This window comes from Streptomyces sp. NPDC048257 (assembly GCF_043201855.1).
Taxonomy (GTDB): domain Bacteria; phylum Actinomycetota; class Actinomycetes; order Streptomycetales; family Streptomycetaceae; genus Streptomyces.
Genome location: NZ_JBICZI010000009.1, coordinates 191,738 through 205,076 on the forward strand (window position 1 = coordinate 191,738; position 13,339 = coordinate 205,076).

Here is a 13,339-nt window from a genome sequence, read left to right on the forward strand (position 1 = left end):
CGCCCCCCCCCCCCCCCCCCCCCCCCCCCCCCCCCCCCCCCCCCCCCCCCCCCCCCGAAACCCGGCTCCGCCGGGCACCGGGCTCCGCCCGGACCCGCGCCTCAAACGCCGGCGAGGCTGAAGGTGGCCCGGCGAGGCTGCAACTGCGCCGCCGGAGCTGAAGGTGGCGCCGGCAGGGCTGAGCGTGGCCGCCGGCAGGGCAGAAGTGGCGCCGGCAGGGCTGAGCGTAGCCGCCGGCAGGGCAGAAGTGGCGCCGGCAGGGCTGAGCGTGGCCGCCGACGGGGCAGAACGTGGCTCGGCGGGTTACCAGCCCTGCAGCGGCGGGGAGACCCCGCTCGGCGGGGCGGCCCAGGGGCGGGTCAGCGAGGCCCAGACCGTGAAGGCCACCGCCGCGGCGAAGAGCACCGCCCAGCCGAACCTGCGCAGCGCCCTGCGACGCCGCAGGAGACGGTCGCCCCGGGCCGCCGCGCCCGCCGCCAGCCCCGCCGGCACGGTCGGGTACGGGCCCTCCAGGAGCTGCCTGACCTGGGCTTCCTTCCGGTCCGGGACCCCGCTCACGCCGCCTCCCGCGATCGCAGCGCGGCCACGGCCCGATTGCACAGCACCCGTACCCGCTCGACCGGCAGCCCCAGCTGCGCCGCCGTGACCTCCTCCGCGACCCCTTCGTAGAGCCGCAGGACGAGGACGAGCCGCTCCTGCGGACTCAGCCGTGCGAGCAGCCCGGTGTCCCCGTGGTGGCGCCACCCGGTCCGGGCGAAGGCCGCGCACAGCTCCTGGCGGGTGAAGTCGTACGGATCGTCCGCGCGCAGGCGCTGCCAGTGCGCGTACGTACGGGCCAGCGCGCCCGCCAGCAGCCGGCGGGCCGCATCCGGTTCACCGGTGAGCAGCACCGCGACATACAGGAGCCGCCCCGCCGCGCCCGCGACGAAGGCCTCGAACTCCGCGTAGGAGCCAGCCTGTTGATCAACCACCCGCATAGTCCACATAGTGCGGGCAGCGGGGCGGGCCAGGTCAAGAGGACGGACGGACTCCGCTCAGGAGGCGGGACCGGCTTCGGCCACGGCCGCCATCAGCTCCGACAGCGACAGGTTGAAGCGCGTGAGCAGCCCCGTGAAGGACTCGCGCTCGCCCTCGCTCCAGCCCTCCGTCACGCGGGCCATCAGCTCGCGCCGGGAGGAGCGGACCTCCTCCAGCCGGGCCAGGCCCCGCGGGGACAGCGCGAGCACCACGGCCCGCCCGTCCTCGGGGTGCGAGGTCCGCTTGACCAGGCCGCTGTCGACCAGCGGCGCGACCTGCCGGGTCACGGTGGAGGAGTCGATCCCCATGCCGCCGGCGAGCGCCTTGACGCCCATCGGGCCCTCCAGGTCGAGCCGGTTCAGCAGCAGGTAGGCGGCGCGGTCCATCGAATTGCGGGCCTGGCCCACACCGCCCAGACGGGTCTGCTCGGCCCGGCGCGCGAAGACCGCCACCTGGTGCTGGAGCGCGTCGAGGAGACCGGCTCCGGCGGGCGCGTCGGGCGCCGCGGGCAGATCGGAATTGGCCGGGGTGGAAGGCATGGCCGTGGGCTCTCTTCGCGTGGGTCCGACAAGGTTGGGGGACAGAGTACGCGGCCGTGCGGCGGCTCGTACGCCTCGTACGAGAACTGATACGGCCGGTTCGGGCCCCCGCCCCGAGGCTGTCCCGGATGGCGAGATATCGCCCCTCCCGCAGCCCCTCCCGCAGCCCCTCCCGGCGCCCCGAGCCCGCCCCTCCAGCAGCCCCTCCCGCAGCCCCGAGCCCGGCCCCGCCCGGGCTGCGAGACTGGCGGCATGAACTACCGCGTGCCCCAGCCCGTTCCGCAGGTCATCCTCGACGACATCCGGGGGGCCCAGAAGATGCTCTCCGGAGTCTCCCGGGTCACCGCGATGGAGGGCAGCCGGCACCTCTCCTCGCTCACCGGCTCCCCGGTCCACCTCAAGTGCGAGAACCTCCAGCGCACCGGCTCCTTCAAGCTCCGCGGCGCCTACGTCCGCATCGCGGGCCTGCGTCCCGAGCAGCGGGCCGCCGGTGTCGTCGCCGCCAGCGCCGGCAACCACGCGCAGGGCGTGGCGCTGGCCTCCTCCCTCCTCGGGGTCCGCTCCACCGTGTTCATGCCGGTCGGGGCACCGCTGCCGAAGGTGGCCGCGACCCAGGAGTACGGCGCCGAGGTGCGCATGCACGGGCAGGTCGTCGACGAGACGCTCGCGGCCGCCCAGGACTACGCGGACCGCACCGGCGCGGTGTTCATCCACCCCTTCGACCACCGCGACATCATCGCCGGCCAGGGCACGGTCGGCCTGGAGATCCTGGAACAGTGCCCGGAGGTGCGGACCATCCTCGTCGGGATCGGCGGCGGCGGACTCGCGGCCGGCGTCGCGGTCGCGGTGAAGGCGCTGCGGCCGGACGTACGGATCATCGGGGTGCAGGCGGCGGGCGCGGCCGCGTACCCGCCCTCGCTCAAGGTCGGGCACCCCGTATCGATCGACGACCCGAACACGATGGCCGACGGAATCAAGGTCGGCCGCCCCGGCGACGTCCCCTTCAAAATCATTGGCGAGCTCCTCGACGACGTGCGTACGGTCTCGGAGGACGCCCTCTCCAGCGCCCTCCTGCTGTGCCTGGAGCGGGCCAAGCTGGTGGTCGAACCGGCGGGGTGCAGTACGGTCGCGGCCCTGCTCAGCGAGCCCGAACTGTACGGAGGCGGCCCGGTGGTGGCCGTCCTGTCCGGCGGGAACGTCGACCCGCTGCTGCTCCAGCGGATCCTGCGCCACGGCATGGCGGCGGCGGGCCGGTACCTGTCGCTGCGGCTGCGCGTGGCCGACCGTCCGGGGGCCCTCGCCGGACTCCTGGCGGTGTTGTCAGTGGTGGATGCGAACGTGTTGGACGTGAGTCACGTGCGGACGGACCCGCGGCTGGGACTCACGGAGGTGGAGGTGGAGCTGCACCTGGAGACGAAGGGCCCGGAGCACTGCGCGGAAGTCGCGCGTTCCCTGCACGGCGCGGGATACAAGGTGATGAGCTAGGGGGCACGCCCCCGGCTGCGGACATTCCCCCGTTCGGCCGAGCAGGACCTGCCCGCCGCCCATAGGATTTGCGTAGAAATGCCCTGAATATCCCGATTCTACTGGCCCAATTCACTGGGAGAATCCATATGCCAGGCGCTATCTACGCCGAAGGTCTGGTCAAGACCTTCGGCGATGTACGGGCTCTGGACGGCGTGGACCTCGATGTCCCCGAAGGCACCGTCCTGGGTCTGCTCGGCCCGAACGGCGCGGGCAAGACCACGACCGTACGCGTCCTGACCACCCTGCTCCGGCCCGACAGCGGCAAGGCCGTCGTCGCCGGCATCGACGTACTCAAGCACCCCGACGAAGTCCGGCGCTCCATCGGCCTGTCCGGCCAGTTCGCGGCCGTCGACGAGTACCTGACCGGCCGCGAGAACCTCCAGATGGTCGGCCAGCTCTACCAGATGAAGGCCAGGGCGGCGAAGGCCCGGGCCGCCGAACTCCTCGAACGCTTCAACCTCGGCGACGCCGCCGACCGCACGGCCAAGACGTACTCCGGCGGCATGCGCCGGCGCCTGGACCTCGCGGCCGCCCTCGTCGTCAGCCCGCCCGTGATGTTCATGGACGAGCCGACCACCGGACTCGACCCCCGCAACCGCCAGCAGCTGTGGGGGATCATCCAGGAACTGGTCGCCGGCGGCACCACCCTCCTCCTCACCACCCAGTACCTGGAGGAGGCCGACCACCTCGCGCACGACATCTGCGTGGTCGACCACGGCAAGGTCATCGCCCGCGGCACCTCCGACCAGCTCAAGGCCCGCACGGGCGGCGAGCGCGTCGAGGTCGTCGTCCACGAGCGCGACCACATCGCCACCGCACGCGAGGTGCTCGCCGGCTTCGGCAAGGGCGAGACCACGGTCGAGGACCACACCCGCAAGCTGACCGTGCCCGTGTCGGGCGGCGCCAAGCTGCTCGCCGAGGTCATCCGCGAGCTGGACGGCCGCGGCATCGAGATCGACGACATCGGCCTGCGCCGCCCCACCCTCGACGACGTGTTCATCTCCCTGACCGGACACGCGGCCGAACGGGCGGCGGAGGAGCGCGCCGACGACGCGCCGGCCGGCCCCGGGACCAAGGGCCGCAAGCCGGCCCGGAAGGAGGCGGCCAAGTGAGCGGCCTGAGCGACTCCCTGGTGATCGCCCGGCGGAACGTCATCCGCCTCACCCGGATCCCCGAGATGGTCGTCTTCGGGCTGATCCAGCCGATCATGTTCGTGGTGCTCTTCAGCTACGTCTTCGGCGGCTCGATGGTGATCGGCGGCTCCACCAGCGCCAGCGCCTACCGCGAGTTCCTGATGGCGGGCATCTTCGCCCAGACCGTCACCTTCGCCACCGCGGGCGCCGGCGCGGGCATCGCCGACGACATGCACAAGGGCCTGATCGACCGCTTCCGCTCCCTGCCCATGGCCCGCGGCGCGGTCCTGACCGGCCGCACCCTGGCGGACCTGATGCAGACCGCACTGACCATGGTGGTGCTGGCGATCGTCGCGCTCCTCGTCGGCTGGCGCATCCACGAGGGCGTCCCCAAGGCCCTGGCCGGCTTCGCCCTGCTGCTCCTGCTCGGCTACGCCTTCTCCTGGATCGGCGCGCTGATCGGCCTGTCGGTCCGCACCCCGGAGGCGGCCACCTCGGGCGGACTGATCTGGCTGTTCCCCGTCACGTTCATCTCCAACGCCTTCGTCCCCACCGAGAACATGGCGAGCTGGCTCCAGCCCATCGCCGAGTGGAACCCGTTCAGCGCCACGGTCCAGGCCTGCCGCGAACTCTTCGGCAACCCGGGCGTCTCCCGGTCCGACGCCTGGCCGATGGTCCACCCGATCTGGGCCTCGCTGATCTGGTCGGTCCTGATCGTCCTGCTCTTCCGCACGCTCGCGGTCCGCAAGTACCGCGGTGCGGACGGTTGACGTCCCGGATCGTCTCGGGAAACGCGGATGCCCGGCCGGGGTGGGCCCGGCCGGGCATCCGCGTACGGGTCGTACAGGTCCGTACAGGTCGTACGGGGCGTTCGGGGCGTCTCGGGCCTTCCGGTCCGACCGGGCCCACCGGTCAGGAAGGAAAAGGTGACCGAGGGTGATCAGCCGGTAAAGGGCTTGACGTCCAGGATCTTGACCGAGGCCTTCTTGCCGTTCGGCAGCTCGTACTCGGCGTCCTCGCCGATCGCCTTGCCCAGCACACCGCTGCCCAGCGGGGACTGGGGGGAGTACGTCTCGAAGTCCGAGGACGCGTACTCACGCGAGGCCAGCAGGAACTCCATGGTGTCGTCCTCGTCGCCGTCGAAGGCGATCTTGACGAGCGTGCCGGGGGCCACCACGCCGTCGGACGCGGGCGCGGTCCCGACCTTGGCGTTCTCCAGGAGCTGCGTGAGCTGGCGGACCCGGAGCTCCTGCTTGCCCTGCTCCTCCTTGGCCGCGTGGTAACCGCCGTTCTCACGCAGGTCGCCCTCCTCGCGGGCGGCTGCGATCTTCGTGGCGATCTCCGTGCGGGCAGGACCAGAGAGGTAGTCCAGCTCCGCCTTCAGCTGGTCGTACGCCGCCTGGGTCAGCCAGGTGACGCTTTCGCTCGTCTGGGTCACGGGTGCTCCTCGTCGGTACAGGGGACTACTGGCCGCCAGCGGCGGACGAAACCACGAGCCTAACAATTCGGGAAGAAAAGGGGGAGGACCCCAGAGGCTCATTGCCTCGTGGGGCGCGTCTTCAATCCTCTTCGGGGCCCAGCGGGCGAAGCCGCCGGCTAGCGGTCGGAATCCGCCGGCTGGCAGCCGACCAGCTCGACCATCGTGGCCCGGCTGGTGGTCTTCAGGGTGACGACCTCGTCCACGCGCGACGCGGACTGGGCGAAGGTGAAGTCGGCGCGGCCCACCTCGCCGTGCGCCTCGTCCTGGGAGCTCAGGGAGCAGACCCCGGTGACCGAGGCCTCCTTGCGGACCTCCAGGTGCACCTTCACCTCGGTGTCCGAAATCACCTGGAACTTGATCACTTCGGCGCTCACGCTCTGTCCCGCGACGTAGTCCCAGCCGATCCAGCCGACCACACCCAGCAGCACGGCGCCGAGCACCGATCCGATGATCTTGAGCTTCCGGTCCGCACGCTCGTCCGCCGACCGGCCGTACCGGCCCTCGGGCAGTCCCTCGCGCACCGCGCTCATGATCGTTCCTCTCGCCGGGGACGGCTTGGTCACCCCTGGAATTTTCCGCCCCCCAGTTCGGTCACTATAGGAGCTGAGTGTCGCGCCGAATCGCAGAGGATCCTGTTTTGACCGAGCAGCTTCGACTGATGGCCGTCCACGCCCACCCCGACGACGAGTCGAGCAAGGGCGCGGCCACCATGGCCAAGTACGTGTCCGAGGGGGTCCCCGTGCTGGTCGTCACCTGCACCGGTGGCGAGCGCGGCTCGATCCTGAACCCCAAGCTCCAGGGCGACAAGTACATCGAGGACAACATCCACGAGGTCCGCGCCAAGGAGATGGACGAGGCGCGCGACATCCTCGGCATCGAGCAGGAATGGCTCGGCTACGTGGACTCCGGCCTCCCCGAGGGCGACCCGCTGCCCCCGCTGCCCGAGGGCTGCTTCGCCCTCGCGGACGTCCACGAGGCCGCCGGCGAGCTGGTGAAGAAGATCCGCGCCTTCAAGCCGCAGGTCGTCACCACCTACGACGAGAACGGGGGCTACCCGCACCCCGACCACATCATGACCCACAAGATCTCCATGCTGGCCTTCGAGAGCGCGGCCGACACCGAGAAGTACCCGGAGGCCGAGTACGGCCCGGCCTACCAGCCGCAGAAGCTCTACTACAACCAGGGCTTCAACAAGCCGCGCACCATCGCCCTCCACGAGGCGCTGCTCGCGCGCGGCATGGAGTCCCCCTACGGGGAGTGGCTGGAGCGGTGGAAGGAGTTCGAGCGCAAGGAGCGGACCCTGACCACTCACGTGCCCTGCGCCGACTTCTTCGAGATCCGGGACAAGGCGCTCATCGCGCACGCCACCCAGATCGACCCGGACGGCGGCTGGTTCCGCGTCCCCATGGACATCCAGAAGGAGGTCTGGCCCACCGAGGAGTACGAGCTGGCGAAGTCGTTCGTCGACACTTCCCTCCCCGAGTCGGACCTCTTCGCGGGCATCCGGGAGAATGCGTAGCTATGAGCGCTACGCAGGCAGCACTGACCCAGCTCCTCCCGCTGGCGGGTGACACCTTCGACAAGAACAAGGTGACGCCCGGCATCCTGGGCTTCATCGTGTTCGCGGCCCTCGCCCTCGGCGTGTGGGCCCTGATGAAGTCGATGAGCCGCCACATGGGCCGGGTGAACTTCCAGGAGGCCCCGGACCCCGCGGCCCCGGCCGCGCCCGGCGCGGACGGCACCCGGGCCCCGTAAGGCCCCGTAAGGCCCCGTAAGACACCGCAGGACCTCTGCACGACCGCCGCCCCGGCCGGGAACCCGTGGGGCGGCGGCTTCGGCGCGTGCCCGGCCACCGGGCCGGCTCCCGTGACCAGCGGCCACCGGCCCCGCGACCCGCCCCGGCCGGCGCCGCGGCTCCGTGACCGCTCCGACCGGCCCCGCGACCCGCCCCGGCCGGCCCCGCGGCTCCGTGACCGCTCCGACCGGCCCCGGCTCCGTGACCGCCCCGCCCGCCGCGTCAGGCGCGCGGCACCCCCATGACCTCCCGCGAGTGCAGGTTCGGCACCAGGCCGAGCCGCCACGCCTGCCAGCCCTCCGCCGGATCCACCCCCCGGCCCAGGATCACCCCGTAGGTCTCCAGGCAGTCCTCCAGCCGGCCGTCCCGCGCCGGGTGCGGCGCCTGCGCCAGCCGCCCCAGCTCCGCCCGCGCCTCCTCCGGCGCCGCCGGCACCGCGTACGGCAGCATCGTGCACCGCAGGAACCGCGCCCAGTCCTCCCCGCGCCGGTCCCCGTAGGAGATGAACAGCCGCACCGCCTCCTCGCACAGACCCAGGGCCTGGGACAGACGGCCGTTGCCCGCGTCGATCACCGCCAGCTCCAGACACGTCCACGCCTCACCGTGCGCCAGCCCGATCCGCCGGAAATCCGCCCGCGCGTCCACCAGCAGCTGACGGGCGAAGCCGGAGTTGCGCAGGTTCCCCGTCTGCGCCGCACGCTGGTCCCGCGTCACCCGCCCCGAATGGTGGCGGGCGTACGCCAGCCCGTACACGTCCCGCATCCGAGAGAACATCGTCCGGGCCCGCTCCAGCTCCCGTACCGCCTCGTCCCGCTCGCCGCCCACCTCCAGCGCCTGCCCGAGGTAGTACTGCGTCCACGCCTCGCCGCGCGCGTCCTCCGCCTCCCGGTGCCGGGCCAGCGCCTCGCGCAGCCCGTCGGCCGCCGGTCCCGGATCCCCGTCGACCACCCGGGCCCGGCCCAGCTGCGTCAGCGCCCAGGCCTCACCACGGTCGTCGCGGGTACTCCCGTACAGGTCCAGGGCCAGCCGCAGCTCCACCTCCGCCCGCTGCACGTCCCCGAACCGCAGGTGCACCTGACCCAGCTGGAAGTGCGCCCACGCCTCCCCGTGCACGCTCTCGCTCTCCCGGTGCAGCGCCAGCGAGGTCTCCAGCAGCCGCGCCGCCTCGCCCAGATGCGCCCGGTCCCGCTCCACCGCCGCCAGCGCGTGCAGCCCCCACGCCCGGTCGCCCGCCAGTTCCGGCGGCTCCTGCAGCACCAGCGCCTCGCGGAGACGGACCGCCGCCTCCGGGAGATTGCCCTGGTGGTGCAAGGTGATGCCGAGCGAGACCAGGGCCATCGCCGCCGCAGCCTCCTGATCGGCCTCCATGTACTGGTCCACCACCGAGGTCAGCGTGGTGCGGGCCTTGTCCAGCTCGCCCAGCTGGCGCGCCGCGATACCCGTACGCCACTGCACCGACCGCACCAGCCGGCCCTGCTGCCCCTTCAGCCCGTTCTGACCCGCCGCCACCGCCTGCGTCAGCTCATCGATCTCACCCAGCCGGTACAGATCCCCGCGCAGCAGACAGAAGTCGCACAGCGCACCCAGCAGATCGAGCACCGCCTGCTGGTCCACCCCCTCCGAATGCCGCAGCGCCGCCGTGATGAAGCTCGACTCGTCGTCCAGCCAGCGCAGCGCCGCGTCCAGCGACGTGAAACCGTGCCCCCCGAACTGGTTCGCCCGCGTCGACATCTTCCCGTCGACCATCCGGATCACCGCGTCCGCGAGCTGCGCGTAATTGCGGATCAGCCGCTCGTGCGCCGCCGCGGCCCGCGCCCGTTCCTCGTCCCGCTCCTCGTCCCGTTCCTCGCCGTGGTCCCCGTGCTCGCCCGCCACCGAGCGCGCCGCCGCGTACGCACGCACCGCGTCGTGCATCCGGAACCGCTGGCCGCGCACCCGCTCGATCAGCCCGGCCTCCCACAGCTCCTCCAGCGTGCGCAGCGCCGCCGCCTCCGGTACGTCCGCCAGCGCGGCCGCCGCCGCACCGCCGAGGGACGCCCGCCCGGCCAGCGGCAGCCGCCGCAGCAGCTGCCGGGCGGGCTCGGCCAGCCGCGCGTCCGCCGCGCGCAGCGCCGCCTCCACCGGGTGCGCCGCCGCACCGCCCGCGAGGGACCGGCCCTCGGCCGCCAGCGGAGCCAGCATCCGCAGCGCGAGCGGGAGCCCGCCGCTCAGCTCCACCACCGCGGCCACGTCCTCCTCCGCCACACCCGCCGCGGGCGCCGGGACCAGCTCCGCCGCCTCCTCCCGCGCCAGCCGCTCCACCGGCAGCTGGTACACCCACGCCGCCAGGTCCGCCGGCAGCTCCAGCGGCTCCCGCGCCGTCACCAGCACCAGGCTCTCGGAACGCTCCGGAACCAGCATCCGCACCTGCGCCGCGTCCACCGCGTCGTCCAGCAGCACCGTCACCGGCAGCCCCCGCAGGTGCTGGTGGTACAGCTCGCCGAGGCGCCGTACCTGCTGCTCCGCCGACGCGCCCTCACGGAACAGCAACTGCTCACGCGGCGCACCCAGCCGGTTCATCAGGTGCAGCAGCGCCTCACGCGTCGCCAGCGGCGCCTCCCCGGACGCCTCCCCGGCCGAACCGCCCCGCAGGTCCACCACACACGCACCCCGGAACTGGTCCCGCAGACCGTGCGCCGCCCGCAGCGCCAGCGCCGTACGGCCCACCCCCGGCTCCCCGTGCAGCACCACCACCACCGGCCGGGTCTCCGTACTCGCCCGGGCCGCCTGCACCCACTGCGCGATCCGCGTCAGCTCCGCCCGCCGCCCCGCGAACGGCTCGGCCGGGGCCGGCAGCTGCCCGAAGGAATGCTCCAGCGCACTGCGCCGCCGCGCCTCCGCGCTGCGGTCCGTACCGCGCAACTGCGGAGCGGGCCGCGCCGCCGGCCGGGACACGGGCCGGGCCGCACGCGCCGCCGCGGCCACCGCACGCTGCTGCTCCAGGAAGGGGCGTATCCCGCGCACCTCCAGCGCCGACAGCCACTGCAGCTTCAACTGCTCCGGCCCGCCCGGCCGGCCCAGCTCCCCGGCCCGCCGGTTCGCGGCCGGCAGGTGCAGAGCCGTCACCTTCGCCGCCGTCGCCACCGCCCCGGCGATGCCCACGACCGCCCCCGCCGTCAGCGCCGTACCGGCCGCGACACCGAGCGACAGGTCCGCGCCCACGGCCGTGGCCGCCGCGACCGCCGTCACCAGCAGCGCCGTGGAGTTGTTGCTCCGCCGGAAGGCCTCGCCGAGCGACTGGTCCCCGGCCGCCGCCTCGTCCAGGGCGTGCACGTACGCCTCGTACTCCGGCGCCGCACTCGCAGCGAGCGCGTCCAGCGCCTCCCTGCCCCGCGCCAGCAGCGTCGCCCGGTCCAGCGCCCCACCCGCCGCGCCCGCCGTACCCGCCCCCCGCTGCGCCGCCTCGTCCACGGCCCGCTCCAACAGCCGCTCGGCCTCACCGCGATGGCTGTCCCGCATCGGCATCCCCCTCAGAGAGCTCCGGCAACGTGCCCCAAGTGTCCTGCGGGACACCGCCGAGCGCGAGTGAATCTGAGCTAGATCAGAGGGAAGTGCTCACTCCCTCGTGCATTCGAGTCGAAATCCGTCAACTGCCGTGAGCGTAGGGCGACATGAAGTTGCACCGGTTGCCCACCGCCCTGACCGCGGCCCTGAACCTCCCCGTCCGCGACCAGGACCCGCCCCGAGGAACCGGACCACCGACCTGACCCGCTCCTGCGGCCGTGATCCGGCCCCGTGCGGCAGGATGACCCCATGTCGAACCGCCTCGCGAACCAGACCTCCCCCTACCTCCTCCAGCACGCCGACAACCCCGTCGACTGGTGGCCCTGGTCGCCGGAAGCGTTCGCCGAGGCGCGGGAGCGTGGAGTGCCGGTCCTGCTCAGCGTCGGATACTCCAGCTGCCACTGGTGTCATGTCATGGCCCACGAATCCTTCGAGGACGATCTGGCCGCCGCCTACATGAACGAGCACTTCGTCAACATCAAGGTGGACCGCGAGGAGCGGCCCGACATCGACGCCGTCTACATGGAAGCCGTGCAGGCCGCCACCGGGCAGGGCGGCTGGCCCATGACCGTCTTCCTCACCGCCGACGCCGAGCCCTTCTACTTCGGGACGTACTTCCCGCCCGAGCCCCGGCACGGGATGCCCTCCTTCATGCAGGTGCTCGAAGGGGTGCGGACCGCCTGGGTGGGGCGGCCCGAGGAGGTTGCCGAGGTCGCGCAGCGGATCGTACGGGACCTGGCCGGGCGGGAGCTGGACTACGGGAAGGCCCAGGCCCCGGGCCCCGAGGAGCTCGTGCAGGCGCTGCTCGGGCTGACACGGGAGTACGACGCCACGCGCGGCGGATTCGGCGGCGCGCCGAAGTTCCCGCCGTCCATGGTGCTGGAGTTCCTGCTGCGCCACCACGCGCGCACCGGGTCCGAGGGCGCGTTGCAGATGGCCGCCGACACGTGCGAGGCGATGGCCCGCGGCGGGATCTACGACCAGCTCGGGGGCGGCTTCGCGCGGTACTCCGTGGACCGGGAGTGGGTGGTCCCGCACTTCGAGAAGATGCTCTACGACAACGCGCTGCTGTGCCGGGTGTACGCGCACCTGTGGCGGGCCACCGGATCCGATCTCGCACGGCGGGTCGCACTGGAGACCGCCGACTTCATGGTCCGCGAGCTGCGCACCGATCAGGGCGGGTTCGCGTCCGCGCTCGACGCCGACAGTGCGGACCCGCTGACCGGCGAGCACGTGGAGGGGGCCTACTACGCGTGGACGCCCGCCGAGCTGCGGGAGGTGCTGGGGGAGGACGACGGGGACCTGGCCGTCGCCTGCTTCGGGGTGACCGAGGAGGGGACCTTCGAGCACGGGAAGTCCGTGCTGCAGCTGCCCCAGGACGGGCCCGTGGCGGAGGCGGGCCGGCTCGCCGGCATCAAGGAGCGGCTGCTGGCCGAGCGGGGCCGGCGGCCCGCGCCCGGGCGGGACGACAAGGTCGTCGCCGCGTGGAACGGGCTGGCGATCGCGGCGCTCGCCGAGTGCGGGGCGTACTTCGAGCGGCCCGACCTGGTGGAGCGGGCGACCGAGGCCGCCGATCTGCTGGTGCGCGTCCACATGGACGGCCGGGCCCGGCTCTCGCGCACCAGCAAGGACGGCCAGGTCGGCGGCAACGACGGGGTGTTGGAGGACTACGGCGACGTGGCGGAGGGCTTCCTCGCGCTGGCCTCCGTGACCGGCGAGGGCGTCTGGCTGGAGTTCGCCGGATTCCTCGTCGACCTGGTCCTGGACCGGTTCACCGCCGAGGACGGGTCGCTGTACGACACGGCGCACGACGCGGAGAAGCTCATCCGCAGGCCTCAGGATCCCACCGACACGGCGGCCCCGTCGGGGTGGACGGCCGCCGCGGGCGCGTTGCTCTCGTACGCGGCGTACACCGGGTCGCAGGCCCACCGCACGGCGGCGGAGCGGGCGCTCGGGGTGGTGCACGCGCTCGGGCCGCGCGTGCCGCGGTTCATCGGGCACGGGCTGGCGGTGGCCGAGGCGCTCCTCGACGGGCCCCGCGAGGTGGCGGTCGCCGGCCACCCGGAGGACCCGGCGCTGGCGCTGCTGCACCGGACCGCGTTGCTGGGGACGGCTCCCGGTGCAGTGGTGGCGGCCGGCCTTCCTTCTGCGGCGGACGGCGGCGGTGAGTTCCCGCTCCTTGCCGAGCGCACGCTCGTGGACGGCCTTCCCACGGCGTACGTGTGCCGGCACTTCGTGTGCGCGCGGCCCACGACGGATCCGGCCGAGCTGGCGGAGCAGTTGGGCACGGCCCGCCCCTGAGGGC

The 13,339-nt window shown here is 73.1% G+C and carries 12 protein-coding genes; 6 read left to right on the plus strand and 6 right to left on the minus strand.

The features are described 5' to 3' along the window. Window positions 1–303: 303 nt before the first annotated feature. Genes ACGFZK_RS20220 through ACGFZK_RS20230 form a run of 3 tightly spaced genes read right to left on the minus strand, consistent with a single transcriptional unit; the run spans window position 304 to window position 1,556 of the window. Window positions 304–558 carry a hypothetical protein gene (locus tag ACGFZK_RS20220; protein WP_393850233.1) on the minus strand — a complete coding sequence of 85 codons (255 nt, stop codon included), beginning with the start codon at window positions 556–558 and terminating at the stop codon, window positions 304–306. Then, window positions 555–977, minus strand: a complete 423-nt coding sequence (locus tag ACGFZK_RS20225) for a sigma factor-like helix-turn-helix DNA-binding protein (RefSeq protein ID WP_393850234.1) — start codon at window positions 975–977, stop codon at window positions 555–557. The genes ACGFZK_RS20220 and ACGFZK_RS20225 overlap by 4 nt, the downstream gene beginning before the upstream one ends. Before the next feature lie 57 nt (window positions 978–1,034). After that, entirely contained in the window at window positions 1,035–1,556 is a 522-nt protein-coding gene (locus ACGFZK_RS20230) for a MarR family winged helix-turn-helix transcriptional regulator (protein ID WP_030009956.1), read from the minus strand. Window positions 1,557–1,808: 252 nt separating this feature from the next. Between ACGFZK_RS20230 and ilvA the strand changes: the two genes are divergently transcribed. The 3 genes from ilvA to ACGFZK_RS20245 all read left to right on the plus strand — a co-directional run bounded on the left by ilvA (window position 1,809) and on the right by ACGFZK_RS20245 (window position 4,986). After that, the gene (gene ilvA / locus ACGFZK_RS20235; protein WP_393850235.1) at window positions 1,809–3,041 is read left to right on the plus strand and encodes a threonine ammonia-lyase; all 1,233 of its coding nucleotides are present in this window, start codon (window positions 1,809–1,811) and stop codon (window positions 3,039–3,041) included. Between the two features lie 128 nt (window positions 3,042–3,169). Beyond that, window positions 3,170–4,195 (plus strand): ATP-binding cassette domain-containing protein, encoded by a 1,026-nt coding sequence (locus ACGFZK_RS20240; protein ID WP_393850236.1) that lies wholly within the window; start codon window positions 3,170–3,172, stop codon window positions 4,193–4,195. Beyond that, complete coding sequence (locus tag ACGFZK_RS20245; protein WP_393850237.1) at window positions 4,192–4,986, plus strand: ABC transporter permease; 795 nt, start codon at window positions 4,192–4,194, stop codon at window positions 4,984–4,986. The genes ACGFZK_RS20240 and ACGFZK_RS20245 overlap by 4 nt, the downstream gene beginning before the upstream one ends. 170 nt (window positions 4,987–5,156) lie before the next feature. Here the strand turns inward: ACGFZK_RS20245 and greA are convergent, their stop codons facing one another. Together greA and ACGFZK_RS20255 are read right to left on the minus strand one after the other, a co-directional pair. Further along, window positions 5,157–5,654 carry a transcription elongation factor GreA gene (gene greA, locus ACGFZK_RS20250; protein ID WP_030009952.1) on the minus strand — a complete coding sequence of 166 codons (498 nt, stop codon included), beginning with the start codon at window positions 5,652–5,654 and terminating at the stop codon, window positions 5,157–5,159. A gap of 158 nt (window positions 5,655–5,812) precedes the next feature. Continuing rightward, the gene (locus tag ACGFZK_RS20255; RefSeq protein ID WP_393850238.1) at window positions 5,813–6,226 is read right to left on the minus strand and encodes a DUF4307 domain-containing protein; all 414 of its coding nucleotides are present in this window, start codon (window positions 6,224–6,226) and stop codon (window positions 5,813–5,815) included. 107 nt (window positions 6,227–6,333) lie between these two features. On the opposite strand from ACGFZK_RS20255, the gene mca reads away from it, so the two are divergent. Continuing rightward, window positions 6,334–7,215, plus strand: coding sequence for a mycothiol conjugate amidase Mca (mca, locus tag ACGFZK_RS20260; RefSeq protein WP_393850239.1), 882 nt, complete (start codon window positions 6,334–6,336; stop codon window positions 7,213–7,215). A 2-nt stretch (window positions 7,216–7,217) separates the two neighbouring features. After that, window positions 7,218–7,451 (plus strand): hypothetical protein, encoded by a 234-nt coding sequence (locus ACGFZK_RS20265; protein ID WP_393850240.1) that lies wholly within the window; start codon window positions 7,218–7,220, stop codon window positions 7,449–7,451. 262 nt (window positions 7,452–7,713) lie between these two features. On the opposite strand, the gene ACGFZK_RS20270 is transcribed toward ACGFZK_RS20265, so the two are convergent. Then, on the minus strand, window positions 7,714–10,989 hold the full coding sequence (locus ACGFZK_RS20270; protein ID WP_393850241.1) for a tetratricopeptide repeat protein: 3,276 nt from the start codon (window positions 10,987–10,989) through the stop codon (window positions 7,714–7,716). 294 nt (window positions 10,990–11,283) lie between these two features. Here ACGFZK_RS20270 and ACGFZK_RS20275 point away from each other — a divergent pair, with 294 nt between their 5' ends. Then, the gene (locus tag ACGFZK_RS20275) at window positions 11,284–13,335 is read left to right on the plus strand and encodes a thioredoxin domain-containing protein (RefSeq protein WP_393850242.1); all 2,052 of its coding nucleotides are present in this window, start codon (window positions 11,284–11,286) and stop codon (window positions 13,333–13,335) included. Window positions 13,336–13,339: the final 4 nt, after the last annotated feature.

What these genes read in the sequence shown, in the direction of transcription:
- ACGFZK_RS20225 (WP_393850234.1), bottom strand. Translation starts at nt 977, where the DNA reads ATGCGGGTGGTTGATCAACAGGCTGGCTCCTACGCGGAGTTCGAGGCC.
- ACGFZK_RS20230 (WP_030009956.1), bottom strand. Translation starts at nt 1,556, where the DNA reads ATGCCTTCCACCCCGGCCAATTCCGATCTGCCCGCGGCGCCCGACGCG.
- ilvA (WP_393850235.1), top strand. Translation starts at nt 1,809, where the DNA reads ATGAACTACCGCGTGCCCCAGCCCGTTCCGCAGGTCATCCTCGACGAC.
- ACGFZK_RS20240 (WP_393850236.1), top strand. Translation starts at nt 3,170, where the DNA reads ATGCCAGGCGCTATCTACGCCGAAGGTCTGGTCAAGACCTTCGGCGAT.
- ACGFZK_RS20255 (WP_393850238.1), bottom strand. Translation starts at nt 6,226, where the DNA reads ATGAGCGCGGTGCGCGAGGGACTGCCCGAGGGCCGGTACGGCCGGTCG.
- ACGFZK_RS20265 (WP_393850240.1), top strand. Translation starts at nt 7,218, where the DNA reads ATGAGCGCTACGCAGGCAGCACTGACCCAGCTCCTCCCGCTGGCGGGT.
- ACGFZK_RS20270 (WP_393850241.1), bottom strand. Translation starts at nt 10,989, where the DNA reads ATGCGGGACAGCCATCGCGGTGAGGCCGAGCGGCTGTTGGAGCGGGCC.
- ACGFZK_RS20275 (WP_393850242.1), top strand. Translation starts at nt 11,284, where the DNA reads ATGTCGAACCGCCTCGCGAACCAGACCTCCCCCTACCTCCTCCAGCAC.